Source organism: Bifidobacterium adolescentis ATCC 15703 (genome assembly GCF_000010425.1).
Taxonomy (GTDB): Bacteria; Actinomycetota; Actinomycetes; order Actinomycetales; family Bifidobacteriaceae; genus Bifidobacterium; species Bifidobacterium adolescentis.
In genome coordinates this window covers 1-17,383 of sequence record NC_008618.1, presented here as the reverse complement: position 1 = coordinate 17,383, position 17,383 = coordinate 1, and the positions used below count along the sequence as shown (strand labels likewise).

13 protein-coding genes and 3 tRNA genes are annotated in these 17,383 nt (G+C 59.7%); 7 read left to right on the top strand and 9 right to left on the bottom strand.

The annotated features are described in order from the left end of the window. Positions 1 to 31 precede the first annotated feature (31 nt). The 3 genes from BAD_RS08725 (at position 32) to BAD_RS00070 (ending at position 3,246) form a co-directional block, all read left to right on the top strand. Complete coding sequence (locus tag BAD_RS08725) at positions 32 to 670, top strand: hypothetical protein (RefSeq protein WP_011742570.1); 639 nt, start codon at positions 32 to 34, stop codon at positions 668 to 670. Between the two features lie 463 nt (positions 671 to 1,133). Continuing rightward, on the top strand, positions 1,134 to 1,829 hold the full coding sequence (locus BAD_RS00075; RefSeq protein ID WP_011742569.1) for a carbonic anhydrase: 696 nt from the start codon (positions 1,134 to 1,136) through the stop codon (positions 1,827 to 1,829). A 76-nt stretch (positions 1,830 to 1,905) separates the two neighbouring features. After that, positions 1,906 to 3,246, top strand: coding sequence for a hemolysin family protein (locus BAD_RS00070; RefSeq protein WP_041777183.1), 1,341 nt, complete (start codon positions 1,906 to 1,908; stop codon positions 3,244 to 3,246). 13 nt (positions 3,247 to 3,259) lie between these two features. Here the strand turns inward: BAD_RS00070 and BAD_RS00065 are convergent, their stop codons facing one another. Then, entirely contained in the window at positions 3,260 to 3,961 is a 702-nt protein-coding gene (locus BAD_RS00065) for a M48 family metallopeptidase (RefSeq protein ID WP_021912820.1), read from the bottom strand. 100 nt (positions 3,962 to 4,061) lie between these two features. Between BAD_RS00065 and BAD_RS00060 the strand changes: the two genes are divergently transcribed. From BAD_RS00060 to BAD_RS00050, 3 genes are all read left to right on the top strand, one after another. Beyond that, positions 4,062 to 4,135 (top strand) — tRNA-Ile (locus BAD_RS00060). A gap of 42 nt (positions 4,136 to 4,177) precedes the next feature. Continuing rightward, a tRNA-Ala gene (locus tag BAD_RS00055) sits at positions 4,178 to 4,250 on the top strand. Between the two features lies 1 nt (position 4,251). Continuing rightward, positions 4,252 to 4,324: transfer RNA gene (locus tag BAD_RS00050), tRNA-Ala, on the top strand. Between the two features lie 164 nt (positions 4,325 to 4,488). Here BAD_RS00050 and BAD_RS00045 read toward each other — a convergent pair. Then, positions 4,489 to 4,932: an MscL family protein gene (locus BAD_RS00045; RefSeq protein WP_011742566.1), complete on the bottom strand. Its 444-nt coding sequence runs from the start codon at positions 4,930 to 4,932 to the stop codon at positions 4,489 to 4,491. A gap of 190 nt (positions 4,933 to 5,122) precedes the next feature. Here BAD_RS00045 and gdhA point away from each other — a divergent pair, with 190 nt between their 5' ends. After that, positions 5,123 to 6,469, top strand: coding sequence for an NADP-specific glutamate dehydrogenase (gene gdhA, locus BAD_RS00040; RefSeq protein WP_011742565.1), 1,347 nt, complete (start codon positions 5,123 to 5,125; stop codon positions 6,467 to 6,469). Positions 6,470 to 6,701: 232 nt separating this feature from the next. On the opposite strand, the gene BAD_RS00035 is transcribed toward gdhA, so the two are convergent. The 7 genes from BAD_RS00035 to dnaA form a co-directional block, all read right to left on the bottom strand. Next, positions 6,702 to 7,238 (bottom strand): DUF3566 domain-containing protein, encoded by a 537-nt coding sequence (locus tag BAD_RS00035; RefSeq protein ID WP_003807186.1) that lies wholly within the window; start codon positions 7,236 to 7,238, stop codon positions 6,702 to 6,704. Positions 7,239 to 7,312: 74 nt separating this feature from the next. Next, the gene (gyrA, locus tag BAD_RS00030; RefSeq protein ID WP_021912818.1) at positions 7,313 to 10,027 is read right to left on the bottom strand and encodes a DNA gyrase subunit A; all 2,715 of its coding nucleotides are present in this window, start codon (positions 10,025 to 10,027) and stop codon (positions 7,313 to 7,315) included. Positions 10,028 to 10,068: 41 nt separating this feature from the next. After that, entirely contained in the window at positions 10,069 to 12,195 is a 2,127-nt protein-coding gene (gene gyrB / locus BAD_RS00025) for a DNA topoisomerase (ATP-hydrolyzing) subunit B (protein ID WP_033499638.1), read from the bottom strand. A 292-nt stretch (positions 12,196 to 12,487) separates the two neighbouring features. Next, positions 12,488 to 12,973 (bottom strand): DUF721 domain-containing protein, encoded by a 486-nt coding sequence (locus BAD_RS00020; protein ID WP_003807180.1) that lies wholly within the window; start codon positions 12,971 to 12,973, stop codon positions 12,488 to 12,490. Beyond that, positions 12,973 to 14,184, bottom strand: coding sequence for a DNA replication/repair protein RecF (recF, locus tag BAD_RS00015; RefSeq protein ID WP_011742563.1), 1,212 nt, complete (start codon positions 14,182 to 14,184; stop codon positions 12,973 to 12,975). The genes BAD_RS00020 and recF overlap by 1 nt, the downstream gene beginning before the upstream one ends. Positions 14,185 to 14,262: 78 nt before the next feature. Further along, on the bottom strand, positions 14,263 to 15,387 hold the full coding sequence (gene dnaN / locus BAD_RS00010) for a DNA polymerase III subunit beta (protein ID WP_011742562.1): 1,125 nt from the start codon (positions 15,385 to 15,387) through the stop codon (positions 14,263 to 14,265). A gap of 496 nt (positions 15,388 to 15,883) precedes the next feature. Further along, positions 15,884 to 17,383 carry a chromosomal replication initiator protein DnaA gene (dnaA, locus tag BAD_RS00005; RefSeq protein ID WP_003807173.1) on the bottom strand — a complete coding sequence of 500 codons (1,500 nt, stop codon included), beginning with the start codon at positions 17,381 to 17,383 and terminating at the stop codon, positions 15,884 to 15,886.

Below are 17,383 nucleotides of genomic sequence, written 5' to 3'. Positions count from 1 at the left end.
AAAATACTTTCGAAGCCAAAGGAGACTACGAATGAACCTTCATAAAAAAATCGCGTTCACCACAGTACTGGTGGCAATACTGGCGTTCTCTGGTACCCCATCAGCAATGGCTAGCACTTCTGGACATGACCGAAGCGCCTTCAATTCTTCTGCAGAAGTCGCTCTGCAAGAAAAACTCTCTAACATTGCTTCCACGAATAACTTAGACGTCGAATTCGGCGAATTTAAAATCGATGCTCCTCAAAGTACGATTGATGAATACCACGGTGATGCCAATCTATACGCTGAATCTATTGCGAAAGCATACGAAGAAGATACAGCCTCTAATACCAGAGAAACCAAAAACGCAAGCACACGCGGTACGGCAACATATACCTCAAGCGTCTTTTCTGGAGTCCCAGCAGGAGGAGCTTGTTGGGTAAAGCAAGATTTTCGAGCTACAGTAACGAATTACAAAGTTACCTCAAAATCCTTGCTTGGAAGCTCATACCAGACCGGGGTCTGTGTTTTCCAATGGTCTCCAAATTATTCCTGGTTTGAAGGAAATCTGAATGTTCTTAGCAAAGGAACTTTTCATGCGGTTGTCAAAGGAGGTCCCGTCTCTTTCGCCGCAACTTTCAAAGCATTTTTTCATACCAATAAAACATCGTTGTATCAAGAATTTCAATGAATAACAGCAAATATTGCAGTTACATGAAGTGCAATGATCATCGCTGAATCCATATGGCAACGCCCAAATCAGGCGCCGGGTGTCGCAGCAGGCCTGCAGAACACGGGCTGATTTTCGGCTGACCGCCTGGATGATACGAGCGGGGAGGTTCCGTGCCGATAAACGGCGCGGGCCTCCCCGCTCGCGTTCCCGGATTCAACTTGTAAGCGCAACGCCTTCTTAAATTAGAAACTGAACACTTCCAAACCTAGACAAGGCGTTGCACGTCTATTTAGCACCCGGGGCAGTCGCTCGGTTGGATGAGTCCGGCACGATACCGTCAGAGCCAAGGAATAGCTGCGTGATTATCTCCAAGAAAACGTCCGCAGCCCCTGCCTTAGATGGCGATTCAATCGAAACAACTTCAGAAACACCGTTTATGATGAACCATAGCCTGTGATGAAATGACAAAGAGGTGGAATCAATGACGGACGAACCATTTGTGAACCAGAACGACGTGGAAGGCACCGCAAGCGGCGTGTGGAGCCGTATGCTGGCCGGTAACCGTAGATTCGCGGAAGGCAAGCTGGAGCATCCGAACCGCAGCGTGGAAGCGCGCGAGGCGACTATCGACACGCATGAGCCGGAAGCGGCCATACTGAGCTGCTCCGACGCGCGTGTCAGCCCCGATATTATTTTCGACGCAGGCATCGGCGATCTGTTCACCGTGCGCACGGCAGGGCAGGTCATAGACGATGCTGTGATCGCCTCTTTGGAATACGCGGTGGACGTGCTCGGCGTGCGCCTTTTGGTGGTGCTCGGCCATCAGAATTGCGGCGCGATCAAGCAGGCATGCAAGGAATACGAGGCGTTGTTGCACGAGTTGACCGCCGACGCAGAGGATTCGCTGATGGCCGCTGACAGCGTTGCCGACCTTGACGAACGTATTCTGAACGCGAAATCGCTGATGCTGCGCACCGTCGGTTTTTCGATCTGGCAGGCGCACGAGTCGGAGCTGGAATCGACGGAGGATTTCGAGCGCGTGCACATCGCACGCACCATCGAGCAACTGGTGGAACAGTCCGAGGTGATTCAGCACGCGCTGGCGGAGGACCGGCTGATGATCACCGGAGCACGCTACCAGCTCGACACCGGAAAAGTCGAAGTATTGAGCTTCTGACGTTTTCCGGAAAAAGACGGCTTCCGGATCCGTTGCGTCGCGCTGTTTTGACATGCCGTTGCTTTAGATTGGAATCATGTCGCTTGGTTTGAACATCCTTCTGATTTTCATTTTCCTGCTGCTCGGTTCCGTGTTCGCCGGCACCGAACTGGCGCTGGTCAGCCTGCGCGGATCGCAGATCGACCAGATGGAACAGGAGGATGCGCGCGGCAAGCGTGTGGCGCAGATCGCACGCGACCCGAACACGTTCCTGTCCACCGTGCAGATCGGCGTGACGCTGTGCGGCTTCCTGTCCGCGTCGTTCGGCGAATCCTCAATCGCCCCGTATATCGTGCCGGTCATCGAAGACTGGGGTGTGCCGCATAACGTCGCCGCTCCCCTGACCACCATCGCGTTGACGCTGATCATCTCGTATTGCTCTATCGTCATTTCCGAACTGGTGCCGAAGCGTATCGCCATGCAACGCAACGAGCAGATCGCGCGTGCCGTGGTGCCGGCCATCCATGTGTTCGCCAAAGTGTGCAAGCCGATCATCTGGCTGATCGGCAAGAACACGAACGGCATCGTGCGGCTGCTCGGCTTCGATCCGAACGAAACCGACAGCGAGGTGTCCGACGACGAACTGCGCGTGCTCGTCAACACCAACACCAACCTCAGCAAGGACGAGCGCACCATCCTCGACGACGTGTTCGACGCATCCGAAACCATTGTGGCGGAGGTCATGCGTCCGCGTGCCGACGTCGCGTTCCTGGACGGCTCCATGCCGATTGCGGAAGCCGCCGCGTACGTGCGTGAAATGCCGTATTCGCGTTACCCCGTCACCGGCAAGGATTTCGATGATGTGCTCGGCTTCGTGCACGTGCGCGACCTGCTCGACATCCGCGATCCGAAGGCGAGAACCGTTGCCGACGTGACGCGTGAGGGCATTTCCCTGCCGGGCACGTCGAAGCTGCTGCCAAGCCTTGAGCTGCTGCGCAAACGAGGCATTCACCTGGCCGTGGTAATCGACGAATACGGCGGCACCGACGGCATCGTCACGTTGGAAGACATGACCGAGGAATTGGTCGGCGACATCCGCGACGAATACGACCTGCCGGAGGAAAAGGGCGGCGAACGCACAGAACGCGCCGCTTTCGTCAATGGCGTGGCCACCATCGAAGGTGGCATGACGATCGAGGATTTCGCGGATTTGACCGGCATCGAGCTGGAAGACGGCCCGTACGAGACGGTTGCCGGCTATTTCCTGGCGCACACCGGCAAAATGGGCGAGGTCGGCGACGTGCTGTCATCCGATGACGGTTATGACATGGTCGTCACCGAAGTGGACGGCCGTCGTATCGAAACGCTGGAAGTGCGTCGGCACACCGCCGATGAGGACGGTTCCGCGGCTGGCGATTCCGCGGCGGACGCCAAGTAACCCGAGCGGCCTCTTACAGCACCACCTGCCGGTTGATGTCGCGGCGCAACTGCCTCCATTGCGGCAGATAGGCGCTCATACGCCTTTGAAAGCCCTCTCCGTGGCCGTTCTCCCACAGGTGGGTCATCTCATGCACCAGCACGTATTCGAGGAATCTAGGGGCCATTAAACCAAGCTGCAGGTTAAGTCGGATACGTCCGGTCTTCGGCGTGCACGATCCCCAACGCGAACTCATCAGACGCAACGTGATATGCGTCGGCGTACGGCCAACGATCGGGCCCCATTTGGCAAGCAACACAGGCAATTGCGATTCGATGTTGCGTTGCGCCCGCGCCTTGGCCTCGTCCGTCCATACGAAAGCGGGCGGGTTGGCGGAAGCGCCAGTATCGCCAATATTGCCGTTTTGCGCACGCTGCGCGTTGAGTTGCGCGTCTCTGGCCTGCCGCATGCTGCGTTGCGCCCGTTCGATCCACGGCTTGCGTTCCGTTACAAACCGTTCGATAGCGCTTTGCGACATTCGTTGCGGCGCGGAGATGACGATATCCGCGTTCGGTGGTTTGATGCGCAGGTACATGTTTTTGATGGGTTTGCGCACGATGGCCACCCGCATGCCGGCGATGCTCGCCGTCGTTTCGGAAATCACGCGATTGCGGTTGCGATGCCCCACTCCCCTGCCGTAACGGCCGTTACCGCCGTTGCGCTGCCCGTATGTCATGCCTGCATTATGCCACGACACGCCGATGACACGGCGGCACTTGACTTTCCCTGTGATTCAAGTATCATTTCAATTCGTTGTGTTCAAGACACAGCAAGTTGGGCCCGTAGCTCAGGTGGTTAGAGCGCATCCCTGATAAGGATGAGGTCGGAGGTTCAAGTCCTCCCGGGCCCACGTAGATGGTAAGGAAGCGGCATAGCCGCTTTTTTCACCTATGGGGCTATAGCGCAGCTGGTAGCGCATCTGCTTTGCAAGCAGAGGGTCGCCGGTTCGAACCCGGCTAGCTCCACGGGGCTATGGCGCAGCTGGTAGCGCATCTCCATGGCATGGAGAGGGTCAGGGGTTCGAATCCCCTTAGCTCCACAGAATTGAAGGCTTCCGAGTAATCGGAAGCCTTTTTCGTATTCAGCCTCTTGTCGACCATCCAACGGACGCGATCGCCCGCAAACCAAATAAAACGGCCGCCCGCATACCCACAAGCGGCCGGAATCATCAAATCAATAGGGGAGCGGCACCACGAATCGCAACTAGTTGCGGGCCGTGTTCTGCTTGGCCAGCTCGTCACGAATCTGCTGCAGCAGCTGGACGGTCTGCTCTTCGGCAGACGGCTCTTCAGCGGCCTTTTCCTCGGCTTCCTTCTGCTCGGCAAGCTTGGTCTTGGCAAGCAGCGCTTCGGTCATGTCGCGGAACTTGTTAATCGGCACCAGAATGCAGAAATAAACGGCGGCCGCGATAATCAGGAAATTCAGAATCGCGCCCAGCACAGCGCCGAACGAGACGGTCGCGCCGTTGAACGTGATCGCCAGCAGGCCGTCCATATTCGGCTTGCCGAAAATCATGGCGATGAACGGGTTGATCACGCTGTTCACGATCGAATTGACCACGGTGGTGACGGCACCGCCCATAACAACACCGACAGCCATGTCGATCATGTTGCCGCGTGCAATGAACTTCTTGAATCCTTCAAGCATGGTTTTTCTCCTGTGGGAAATGAGGGAGTTGATGTTGCGGACGACGCTCTCTCCTCGCCTTCCACACACTATCCTATGGCGTTCCAAACGCCTCCAGCCAAATCTTGAGCAATATCTTGTGCGTCTCACAGTCAAGCACATAGAATGAAACCGCCGTATTGATAACCCAACTATCCCGAAGGGGAAAAATATGCTCACTGATGAGTACGTCAAGCGCGTGTACGCGCAGGTCGAGAAGCGCGATGGCGACCAGCCGGAGTTCCTGCAGGCCGTTCGCGAGGTCTTCGAAAGCCTCGAGCCGGTTGTTGAGAAGCACCCGGAATATGAGAAGGCGGGCGTGCTCGAGCGCCTCGTCGAGCCGGAGCGCGTGGTGAAGTTCCGCGTCGCCTGGACGGACGATGAGGGCAAGGTGCAGGTCAACCGCGGTTACCGCATCCAGTTCAACTCCGCGATCGGCCCGTACAAGGGCGGTCTGCGTTTCCACCCGAGCGTGAACGAGGGCGTCATCAAGTTCCTTGGCTTCGAGCAGATTCTCAAGAACTCCCTGACCAGCCTGCCGATGGGCGGCGGCAAGGGCGGCTCCGACTTCGACCCGAAGGGCAAGTCCGATGCCGAAGTCATGCGTTTCTGCCAGGCGTTCATGACCGAGCTGTGCCGTCACATCGGCCAGTTCACCGACGTTCCGGCCGGCGACATCAACGTCGGCGCCCGTGAGATCGGCTACCTGTTCGGCCAGTACAAGCGTATCCGCGACGAATACTCCGGCGTGATCACCGGCAAGGGCCTCGAATTCGGCGGCTCCCTGGCTCGCACCGAGGCTACCGGCTACGGCCTGTGCTACTACACCCAGGAAGCCCTGCGCGTCCTGAAGAACGATTCCTTCGAAGGCAAGACCGTCGTCATCTCCGGCTCCGGCAACGTGGCCATCTTCGCCACCGAGAAGGCCCAGGCCCTCGGCGCGAAGGTCGTCACCGCCTCCGATTCCAACGGCTACGTCTACGATCCGGACGGCATCAAGCTCGACATCGTCAAGGACATCAAGCTCGGCCACCGCGGCCGCATCAAGGAGTACGCGGAGCGTGTTCCGGGTGCCGAATACCACGAGGGCTGCAAGGGCGTGTGGACCGTGCCGTGCGACATCGCGCTGCCGTGCGCCACCCAGAACGAAATCGATGAGGAGTCCGCCAAGGCCCTCGTCGCCAACGGCTGCAAGGTCGTGTGCGAAGGCGCCAACATGCCGTCCACCCCGGAGGCAATCGCCGTCTATCAGGACAACGGCCTGCTGTACGGCCCGGCTAAGGCCGCCAACGCGGGTGGCGTGGCTGTGTCCGGCCTTGAGATGAGCCAGAACTCCTACCGCCTTTCCTGGACGTTCGAAGAGGTGGACAACAAGCTCAAGTCCATCATGGAGAACATCGTCGCCAATTCCCTGGCCGCCGCCAAGGAGTACGGCCATGAGGGCGATCTGATGCTCGGCGCCAACGCCGCCGGCTTCGTCAAGGTCGCCAACGCCATGGTCGCCCAGGGCGTGCTCTGATCGTCTTTCACAATCCGTTTCAACGGTCCGTGCGATTCGTTCGCACGGACCGTTTTCATATGCGTTACGGCATAACGCGCAACGCAGTATGACGATTGCATAAAAGCGACCGCATAATCGCGATTACATAAGAAAAGACGGCGCCTCCCGAAGTAGGGAAGCGCCGTCTTCTTATGTTGCACGAACGGCTTACGTTGCGCAAGCGCCGTACGAACGCCGTATGACGAATCGATCAGTCGTCGCCGAGCGTCACGTGGATGCCGCCGACCAGCGTGCTCACCACGTTGTACAGCAGCGTGAGAATCACCACCAGCACGGTGAACAGCACCACTTCGATGATGGAGAAGATGGTGACCGCGCTCAGCACGGTGCTCAGCGAAAGCACGTTGGCAAGGTCGAATCCGCCGGCGTCAAGACCGGTGGAGGACACGATCTGCGTCACCTGATCGAACACGCCGACCACGTTCAGCAGCAGCCACAGCAGCGTCACCGCGACGATCTGGATGATGCCTCCCGCGATGGAAAGCATGAACGCCACCTTGGCCGCGGACCATGCGTCGATGCGGGTCAGGGACAGGCTCATGCGGCGGGCGCGAGGCGCGCCACGACGCGCTTTTTCACGAACCTTCACACCGCCGGACGCGGCGGCCATGTTCTCATGCGCCTGAGACTGTTCCGTACCGCTCAACGGCTGGCTGGATGCGGAACGGGCCACGCGTGGGGCCTGCGCCCCTGCCTGCGCCTGATGGCTTTCATTGTTCTCGCTCATCGTTGCTCCTTGCAGAATCTTGCCTACTTCTAGCCGAGGCTACCAGTTTTCGCAGACGATTCCCCGCCTGTGTCTCAGGCCTCTACATTCTCGCCATCGCCGGCATCGGAAGTGGCTTCCGTACCGGTTTCAGCGGAGTTTTCAGTAGTGGTTTCGGCTTGCGATTGCGCGGCTGCGTCGTTCTGGACTGCTCCGTTTTCCGCGGCGGCCTGCTCGGCATCATCCTCGTCGGTCTCCTCGTTACGTGCTATGGAGATGATTTCGTCGTTCTTGTCAGGCTTGGCGAGCGTCACACCCTGGGTGGTACGTCCGGTGCGCTTGACTTCGGCGACGTTGGAGCGGATGACCTTGCCGGACTTCATGATGGCCATGATCTGGTCGGATTCCTCCACGATCACGGCACCCACCAGGGAGCCACGGCCTTCGGCGAGCTGCACGGCCTTGACGCCGTAGCCGTTACGGCCCTGCAGACGGTATTCGCTGATGGCGGTGCGCTTGGCGAAGCCCTCGTTGGTGACCACGAGCAGATCCCTGTCGGAATCGCCCTGCACCACATCCATGGCCAAAAGCTCGTCGCCGTCGCGGAACTTCATGCCCTGCACACCGGCGGTCTGGCGGCCCATCGGGCGCAGCTGCTCGTCGTTGGCTTCGAACTTCAGGCTCATGCCCTGCTTGGAGACGAGGATGATGTCGTCGTCGGCGTTGCACAGCGCGGCACCGATCAGCTCGTCGGCGTTCTCGCCGTTCTCGTCGGTCATGAGTCGTACCGCGATCAGACCACCCTGACGCGGGGAGTCGTATTCGGCGAGCGCGGTCTTCTTGACCTTGCCGGAACGGGTGGCGAGCACCAAGTACTTGGCCACGTCGTAGTTCGGAATCGACAGCACGGTCTGGATCGTCTCGTCCGGGCCGAACTGCAGCAGGTTCGCCACGTGCTGTCCCTTGGAATCGCGGGAGCCTTCCGGCAGCTCGTATGCTTTCAGACGGTACACGCGGCCCTTGTTGGTGAAGAACAGCAGCCAGTTGTGCGTGCTGGTCAGGAAGAAGTGGTCCACCACGTCGTCCTCGCGCAGCTTGGCGCCCTTGATGCCCTTGCCGCCGCGGTGCTGCGCGCGGTATTCGTCGGCCTTGGTGCGCTTGATGAAACCGGAGTGGGTCACGGTGACGACCACGTTTTCTTCGGCGATCAGGTCTTCGACGTTCATCTCGCCGGAGTACGGCAGAATCTTGGTACGGCGTTCGTCGCCATACTTGGCGACGATTTCGTCCAGCTCGTCGCCGACGATCTTGCGCTGGCGTTCCGGCTTGGCGAGGATGTCGTTGTAGTCGGCGATCTTGCGCATGAGCTCGTTGTGCTCGTCGAGGATCTTCTGACGTTCCAGGGCGGCCAGTCGGCGCAGCTGCATGGCGAGGATGGCGTCGGCCTGCACCTCGTCCACGTCAAGCAGGTCCATAAGGCCCGTGCGGGCGGTCTCCGCGGACTCGGAGGCACGGATGAGGGCGATGACCTCATCGATCATGTCAAGGGCCTTCAGATAGCCCTGCAGGATGTGGTCGCGTTCCTCGGCCTCGCGCTTGAGGTAGGCGGTACGGCGTGCGATGACTTCGAGCTGGTGGTTTACCCAATGACGGATGAACGCATCCAGGGACAGCGTGCGCGGCACACCGTCGACCAGTGCCAGCATGTTCGCGCCGAAGGTCTGCTGCAGCTGGGAATGCTTGTACAGGTTGTTGAGCACGACCTTCGGCACGGCGTCGCGCTTGAGCACGAGCACGAGGCGCTGGCCAGTACGGCCGGAGGTTTCGTCGCGCATGTCGGCGATGCCTTGGATCTTGCCGTCGCGCACCGCTTCGCGGATGGACACGACCAGACGATCCGGGTTGACCTGGTACGGCAGTTCGGTGATCACGAGGCACATGCGGCCCTTGATCTCCTCGGTGTTCACCACGGCTCGCATGGTGATGAGGCCACGGCCGGTACGGTACGCCTGTTCGATGCCCTTATGGCCGAGAATCGTGGCGCCGGTAGGGAAGTCCGGTCCCTTGATGATGCGGATCAGGTTGTCGAGCAGTTCCTCACGGCTCGCGTCCGGATGGTCGAGCGCCCAATGCACGCCTTCTGCCACCTCGCGCATGTTGTGCGGAGGAATGTTGGTCGCCATGCCGACGGCGATGCCGGACGAGCCGTTGCACAGCAGGTTCGGGAAGCGGGCCGGCAGCACGGTCGGCTCCTGCGTCTTGCCATCGTAGTTCGGCAGGAAATCGACGGTGTCCTTGTCGATGTCACGCACCATTTCCATGGCGAGCGGCGCCATACGGCATTCCGTGTAACGCATTGCGGCTGCCGGGTCGTCGCCGGGGGAGCCGAAGTTGCCCTGGCCGTCGACGAGCGTGTATCGCATCGACCACGACTGCGCCATACGCACCAACGTGTCGTAGATGGCGGAATCGCCGTGCGGATGGTACTTGCCCATGACTTCGCCGACGACGCGTGCGCACTTGGAGTAGCCGCGGTCAGGGCGGTAGCCGCCGTCGTACATCGCGTAGATCACGCGGCGGTGCACCGGCTTCATGCCGTCTCGCACGTCCGGAAGGGCACGATCGACGATGACGGACATGGCGTACGCCAGATAGGATTCGCGCATTTCCTGCTGCAGATCCTTCTTCTGGACGCGTTCGCCGACCATCAGGCCATAATCGGTGTTGTCGGCCTCCTGCGGGCTCAACGGTTCCATGGAGCCGTCAGGCACGAACTGGCCGTCTTCGTTGCTGTTGTTTTCGTCTGCCAATTTCTAATCCTTGCTTTGAAGTCCTGCGAAACCCTACGCGTTTACGCGTCGATCCAGCTGACGTTGCGTGCGTTGCGCTGGATGAACAGACGACGTGGTTCGACTTCGTCGCCCATGAGCATGGAGAAGGTCTCGTCGGCCGCGGCCGCGTCTTCGATCTGCACCTGCTTCAGAATGCGATGGTCAGGATCCATGGTGGTCTCCCACAGTTCCTGGTAGCTCATCTCGCCCAGACCCTTGTAGCGCTGGATGCCTTCGCCCTTCGGCAGCTGGCGGCCCGCGGCCTTGCCTTCGGCGAGCACGCGGTCGCGTTCGGCGTCGGTGTACACGAAGTCGTGCGGGCCCTTGGTCCACTTGAGGCGGTACAGCGGCGGCATGGCCACGTACACGTAGCCGGCGGTGATCATCGGACGCATGTAGCGGAAGAACAGCGTCAGGTTCAGGGTTGCGATATGCGCGCCGTCCACATCTGCATCGGCCATGATGATGACCTTGTGGTAGCGCACCTTGTTGAGGTCGAAGTCCTCGCCGTAGCCGCCGCCGACGGCGGTGATCAGCGATTCGATGGTGTCCGACTTCATCATGCGGTCCAGGCTTGCGCGCTCGGTGTTGAGGATCTTGCCTCGCAGAGGCAGGATGGCCTGCGTGATCGGGTTGCGTCCCTGGATGGCGGAGCCGCCTGCGGAATCACCCTCCACGATGAACAGCTCGCATTCTTCGGGGTTGTTGGACTGGCAGTCCTTGAGCTTGTCCGGCATGCCGGCCGATTCGAAGATCGACTTGCGGCGGGTGTTCTCACGTGCCTTCTTGGCGGCCAGACGCGCACGGGAGGCCTCGATGGCCTTCTGGATGATGTTCTTGGCCTCGTTCGGGTGGGCGTCGAACCAGTCGCCGAGCTTGTCGGTCATGACGCGCTGCACGAAGGTCTTCGCTTCGGAGTTGCCGAGCTTGGTCTTGGTCTGGCCTTCGAACTGCGGGTTGGTGAGCTTGACGGACACGACGGCGGTCAGGCCTTCGCGCACGTCGTCGCCGGACAGGTTCTCGTCCTTGTCCTTGAGGATGTTCTTCTCGCGGGCGTAACGGTTGACCAGCGAGGTCAGCGCGGCGCGGAAGCCTTCCTCATGGGTGCCGCCTTCGGTGGTGGAGATGGTGTTGGCGAAGGTGTGCACGGCTTCGGAATACGCGGTGGTCCACTGCATGGCGATTTCCGCGGAGATGCCGATCTTCAGGTCCTCGGCCTCGAAGTCGATGACGTCCGGTTCGACCGGGGTGGCCTTGCGGGACTTCACCAGGTAGTCGACGTAGTCCTTGATGCCGTCGTTGTACTGGTAGGTGACGGTCTGGAACTTGTCTTCGGTTTCGGATTCCTCGCCGGAAACCTCGTCGCCGGCCTGGTCGGGCTCGCGCAGGTCGGTCAGGGAGATCTTCAGGCCCTTGTTCAGGAACGCCATCTGCTGGAAGCGGTTGCGCAGGATCTCGAAATCGTAGGTGGTGGTTTCGAAGATCTTGCCATCGGCCCAGAAGGTCACGGAAGTGCCGGTGGACTCGCCTTCCTCCATCGGCTTGCCCTTGAGCAGACGCGCGGTCGGCTTCTGGTCGATGTAGGTCTGGGTCCAGTGGAAGCCCTGACGGCGCACTTCGATGTCCACGCGGGTGGACAGCGCGTTCACCACGGAGATGCCCACGCCGTGCAGGCCGCCGGAAACCGCGTAGCCGCCGCCACCGAACTTGCCGCCAGCGTGCAGCTTGGTCATCACGGTTTCGACACCGGAGATGCCTTCACCCGGCACTTCGTCGACCGGGATGCCTCGGCCGTCGTCCACCACACGCACGCCGCCGTCCGGCAGAATCGTCACTTCGATGTGCGACGCGTAGCCGGCAAGCGCCTCGTCGACGGAGTTGTCGACGATCTCATACACCAGATGGTGCAGGCCGCGAGGGCCGGTGGAGCCGATATACATGCCCGGGCGGATACGCACCGCCTCAAGGCCTTCCAGCACCCTCAGATCGGACGCGTCGTAGTGTTCCGGAGACAGCGAATCGTCAAGTTGCGCATCTTCGAGCTGGTCGTTCTGGATCTGATCCTGAATCTGATCTTCCTGCGTGTTTTCAGCTGATTCGTTCAGCGAATCCGCATCAAGGTCTGCCACAGAGATTCCTTCCTGCATTTTTCCCGCCATCAAGGGTCATTTCCGCAGGTGATACCACCTAGAACGCAAATAAAGGCCCCTTCTAGGCGTTTACATACACTGCTGGATATTCTACTCATGGAGGGGGACAGCGCGCTATAGACATTTGTCCTTGGAATTCAACGGTTTTCAACGGCTTCGGCATGGTTCCGAACGCGTCCGACGAGCCGGAAAACCTCCGTAAACCCCGTCGCAACGGCCTGTTTCACGCGCGCCACAATCGATCTCTCCTGTCAGAGAGGTCGATTGTAAGTCGACTTCGCAATAGCCCTCAGTAGCGAATCTTCCTTGAGATACGCCCACGGCTGAACCCTTGGCTCTGCGGGCCGGTGACCCTCACCTCATTGATGGTCAGACCTTCGAGTTTCCTGCGGATGGTGTCCGTCAGCAACGGCGTCATATACGACAGGGTGGTGGTCCAGGCCGGGCTGTCGCAACGTATCGTCAGCACGCCGTCTCGCAGGCTGGCGGGGTAGGAGTGCTTCGCGTTCTCCACGCCCACCACCTGGTCCCAATGGTCGCGCATCTGCGCCATTTTGAGGTGGGGTATCCATGCGCCGTTCGATGCCAGCAGATTGAACAGGCTGCCGACGGTTTCCGGATCGCGTCCGGGTTTGCCGAAGCTTTCCCACGCCTTGCGCGCGCGTTCCTCGCGTTCCTTGAGCCGCCCGGCACGGTCGCTGATGCGGTCGAACACTTCGGCCGGCAGTTTGCGTTGGTCGAGGTTCAGCAGTTCGCAGATTGGTGGTTTCGGCATTAGGATTCGGCCTCGATTCCTTGCGATTGCGCGCCACGTCCGGCGGCAAGCATGGCCGCCATCGCCGCGATATCGCCGTCCGTCTCCTGCGATTGCGCACGCAGCGCGGCAACGTCGATGACATGCGCCTCGCCTTGCGGAATATCGCTTGCCGCGGCGACGGTGATCAGCACCTGGTCCTGCCGTCGCGCGAAGTCGAGGATCTGCCCGCGACGGGACTCGTCGAGCTGGGCGAACACATCGTCGAGTATCACGATCGGCTTGACGTCGCGCTGCGCCGAAACCACTTCGTACAGCGCCATTTTCAGGGCCAACGCCATTGTCCACATCTCGCCGTTCGAAGCGAATTCGCGGGCTGGCATGTCGTTGAGCCGCAATGTCAGATCATCGCGCTGCGGTCCGATCAGATTCTGCCCACGGGCCACTTCGCCGGGGTAGATGCGTTGGAAATGACGGCTGATTTCCGCGGCCGGCTCGTCGAACAGAAGCACCTCGTCGAAGGACGGCTCATACACCAGGTCGGCCTGTTCCTCTTCGCCCGCCAACGAAGCATAGATGCGGGTGAACGGCTCGCGCAGCAGTCCGATCACATCGTTCCGGTCCTTGGTCAATTGCACGCCGAGGGCGATGAATTGGCCGGTCCACACTTCCAGACCGCTCAGCACGGCCTGACGCCCGTATTCGGGATCGATGCCGGAGCCGTCGGACAGCTGTTTGAGCAATGCGGCACGCTGTTTGGCAACGTGCGTGAACTGTTGCAACGACTGCGCATAACGGGGCAACAGCAGCGAAGCCGCCTGGTTGAGGAAGTTCCGTCGGGTGGCCGGATCGCCAGACACCAACCGCTGGTCTTCGGGGGTAAAGGACACGGAGGGGACCCAACCCACGATATCCCTCATATATTGCGATTTTCCGCCGTCCACGCGCGCCCTGTTGGCGCCTCGCGCGGCGATGGTGATCTCATATGTGCGCTGTTCGCCCGCATCTTCGACGTTGGCCCGGACAGTGGCGGAAGGGTGGCCTTTTTCGACCAGCGGCAGCGATGACGAGGTGCGGTGGCTGGAGCCGGTGGACAGCACTTCCACGGCTTCCACGATATTGGTTTTCCCTAGGCCGTTCGAGCCTTGGAGAATGTTGATTCCCGGTTCGAAATCAAGCACGCAATGGTCCCATGACCGGTAATGGTCGAGCGCGAGACGGGAGATATGCATGAAAACCGGGATTCCTTGAAGGTGATGGCATGGTGGCCCGGACGGGAACTTGCCGTCCGGGCCACAGGTGGAACGAAATCAGTTGTTGAAGCGCATCGGAACGAGCAGGTAACGGTAGTCCATGGATTCGTCGGAATCCGCTTCCTGCTGGCCGTTGAATTCCACGGGCTTGACCGCGGTGGTCATCTTCATGCGCACGAACGGCTCGCTGATGGCGCTCAGGCCGTCGACCAGATAGGAGGGGTTGAACGCCACGGTGATGTCCTCGCCGTCCATGTCGATGTCGAGAATCTCCTTCGCCTGTGCTTCGTCGGCGGTGCCGGCCGACAGCGTCAGCTCCTGGCCGGAGAAGACCATGCGGATCGGGGCGTTGCGTTCGGCGACCAGCGAAACGCGCTTGATGGCGTCGATGAGGGCCTGCTTGTTGATGACGGCATGAATCGGGTATTCATCGGCATACAGGCGGTCAACGGCCGGGAATTCGCCGTCGATGAGCTGGGAGGTGGACACGCGGCCGGCGTTCTCGAAGCCCAGCAGGGACGGGTTGTCCGCATCGAAATCGATGGTGACGTTCTGATGCTCGTCCAGCGAACGTGCCATGTCGCGCAGCAGCGAGCCACGGACCAAAGCGGTGGTGCTGATGGTCGCATCCTCCGGCGTCCAGGTGAAGCTGGAACGGGCCAGACGGAAACGGTCGGTGGAGCTCATGATGACCTTGTCGCCCTGGAACTGGACGCGGATGCCGGTGAGCACCGGACGGTTCTCCTCACGGGAGACCGCGACGGACGCCTGGTTGACGGCCTGAGCGAAGGTGGGGGAGTCCACCTGACCCAGTTTCGTCGGCACCACGGGCAGATCCGGATATTCGCTTTCCGGCATGAGCTGCATGGTGAAGGTCGACTTGCCCGACGTGATGGTCATCGTGGAACCATCGGTGGAAAGATAGGTTTTCGCAGCGGGCAGCGACTTGGTGATGTCGGCAAGCAGTTTGCCCAGCACCAGAACGCTACCGGCCTCGTCCACGCCGGCTTCGATGTGGTGGCGTGCGGAAATGGCGTAGTTGAAGGCGGAAAGCTGGAGTGTGCCGTCAATGGCTTCCAGACGGATGCCCGCCAGAATCGGGGTTGCGGGACGTGCGTCGATGACACGTGTGGTCCATGCCACGGCATCGGCAAGAGCTTGGGAATTGACTTCGACTTTCATGGGGTATTCCTCGTTTCGTTCGATCCACATGCCATTCTAGCGATAAGAGCAACGACGACGAAAGCGTGGGGAATTCCCCGCATTACGAGAATGACGATGAAAGTAAGAAAAACGTACTTTCGTAATAATAAGCCCTGTGGATAGTGTGGATAAGCTCGCGTAGCCCAAGTGCAGCAACGCTTCAGTACGAGACGTCACCTGTGGATAACTTCTGAGTCGAATGTGGATAAGAGCATGGGTTTATCCACAGGCTCATGGCCGCGCAAAACTTATCCACAATTCACTGTGAATAATCCACGAGTCATCCACTGCCGTTTTCCGTGTTTCCAACGGCTTTTCCACAGACCTTTCCCCGAAATGTGGATATGTATGTGGAAAACTCGATGTACAAGAAATTATGTCCGGGCGTGTCACGCGGATAGTAAAAAGGCTGGTAAATAATTTACCAGCCTAAGGAAAACCGTTGGAAATACGCCGTTTGTTGTGGTTGCTTCCGTTACTTGTCGTTGGAACGCTGCTTGAGCTGCAGAGTCAACTCGGTCACGTAGTTGTAGATCTCCTGCTTCTCCTGCATCTCGTCGTTGATGCGCGTATACGCGTGCATCACGGTGGTGTGGTCCTTGCCGCCGAAGACCAGGCCGATGTCGTTGAGGCTCATGCTGGTCAGCTCGCGTACCAGATACATGGCGATCTGGCGTGCCAGCGCGATCTTCTTGGTACGCGAACGGCCGACGATGTCGTCGAACGTCAAATAGAAGTACTTGGCCACCTGCGTGATGATGTCCGCGGGCTTGATCTCCACGTCGGTGGTGAAGAAGTCCTGCAAAGTCTGCTCCGCAAGGGCTTTGGTGACCGGCTGGTTGCTCAGCGACGCCATGGCGGTCACACGGTTCAGCGCGCCTTCCAGCTCGCGGATGTTCTCGGTGAACCGTTCCGCGATCAGGTTGAACACGTCGTTGGGAATATTGGAGCCGTTCATGGTGGCGATCATGCGCAGAATGGCGATTCGCGTCTCCAGATCCGGCGGTTTGACGTCCACGGTCAGGCCCGATTCGAAGCGGGAGATCAGACGTTCGTTGAAGCCCTGCAGGTCCTTCGGCGGCACATCGGAGGCGATCACGATGCGCTTGTTGGCCTGATGCAGGGTGTTGAACGTGTGGAAGAACTGCTCAAGGGTCGCGTCCTTGCCGCTCAGGAACTGGATATCGTCGATGAGCAGCACGTCGACCTCGCGGTAGCGGCGGTTGAATTCCTTGATCTGGCCGGAACTTTGGTTCGTATCGGCCAGAGCCTCGATGAATTCGTTGGTGAATTCCTCACTGGTGACGTAGCGGACCTTCAGATTGGGGTCCTTGACCAGCGCGTAGTTGCCGATGGCGTTCAGCAAATGGGTTTTGCCCAGGCCGGAGCCTCCGTAGATACACAACGGATTGAAATCATGGCCGGAACCCTCCGCCACGGCCAGCGCCACGGTACGTGCGAAACGGTTGGAATCGCCGGGCACGAAGGTGTCGAAGGTGGCGTTCTTGTTCAAATGCGTTTCGGGGTCGAGCAGCGGCCTGTTCTGGCCGCTCTGGAAATGGTCCTGTTCCGGCGGCATCGTCGCGGGAATCGGCAACTGGCCCTGCATCGTCTCGTTCGCAGGGGACTTCGCCGGCGATTTCGCGGGGGAGAAGCGCGGATAGGTTTCCTCCGGCTGTTCCTCCGTTTTCGGCTTCATTTCAACGATTTTGAAGGCGGGGAAGATGTCCTGTTCGGCGGATTCGCGCAACGCCTCCATCAACGGCTTGTTCAATTCGGTCTGCAAAGCCTGCTGAGCCGCCTCACTGGGCACGCACAGCATGATGGTCGGACCCCACATGCCTTCGGGATAGACGTTCTCCAGCCAGCTTTTGTCACGTACGGACAGCGACGGATTCTGGTGCAGCAGGGCCAAAGCGTCGGACCACACCCCACGAGCCTGCTCGAGAGGATCTGTTGTCGTGTTATCAGCCAC

Excerpts from the sequence above, each read along its gene's own strand:
- BAD_RS08725 (WP_011742570.1), top strand. The coding sequence starts at position 32 with ATGAACCTTCATAAAAAAATCGCGTTCACCACAGTACTGGTGGCAATA.
- BAD_RS00075 (WP_011742569.1), top strand. The coding sequence starts at position 1,134 with ATGACGGACGAACCATTTGTGAACCAGAACGACGTGGAAGGCACCGCA.
- BAD_RS00070 (WP_041777183.1), top strand. The coding sequence starts at position 1,906 with ATGTCGCTTGGTTTGAACATCCTTCTGATTTTCATTTTCCTGCTGCTC.
- BAD_RS00065 (WP_021912820.1), bottom strand. The coding sequence starts at position 3,961 with ATGACATACGGGCAGCGCAACGGCGGTAACGGCCGTTACGGCAGGGGA.
- BAD_RS00045 (WP_011742566.1), bottom strand. The coding sequence starts at position 4,932 with ATGCTTGAAGGATTCAAGAAGTTCATTGCACGCGGCAACATGATCGAC.
- gdhA (WP_011742565.1), top strand. The coding sequence starts at position 5,123 with ATGCTCACTGATGAGTACGTCAAGCGCGTGTACGCGCAGGTCGAGAAG.
- BAD_RS00035 (WP_003807186.1), bottom strand. The coding sequence starts at position 7,238 with ATGAGCGAGAACAATGAAAGCCATCAGGCGCAGGCAGGGGCGCAGGCC.
- gyrB (WP_033499638.1), bottom strand. The coding sequence starts at position 12,195 with ATGCAGGAAGGAATCTCTGTGGCAGACCTTGATGCGGATTCGCTGAAC.
- BAD_RS00020 (WP_003807180.1), bottom strand. The coding sequence starts at position 12,973 with ATGCCGAAACCACCAATCTGCGAACTGCTGAACCTCGACCAACGCAAA.
- recF (WP_011742563.1), bottom strand. The coding sequence starts at position 14,184 with ATGCATATCTCCCGTCTCGCGCTCGACCATTACCGGTCATGGGACCAT.
- dnaN (WP_011742562.1), bottom strand. The coding sequence starts at position 15,387 with ATGAAAGTCGAAGTCAATTCCCAAGCTCTTGCCGATGCCGTGGCATGG.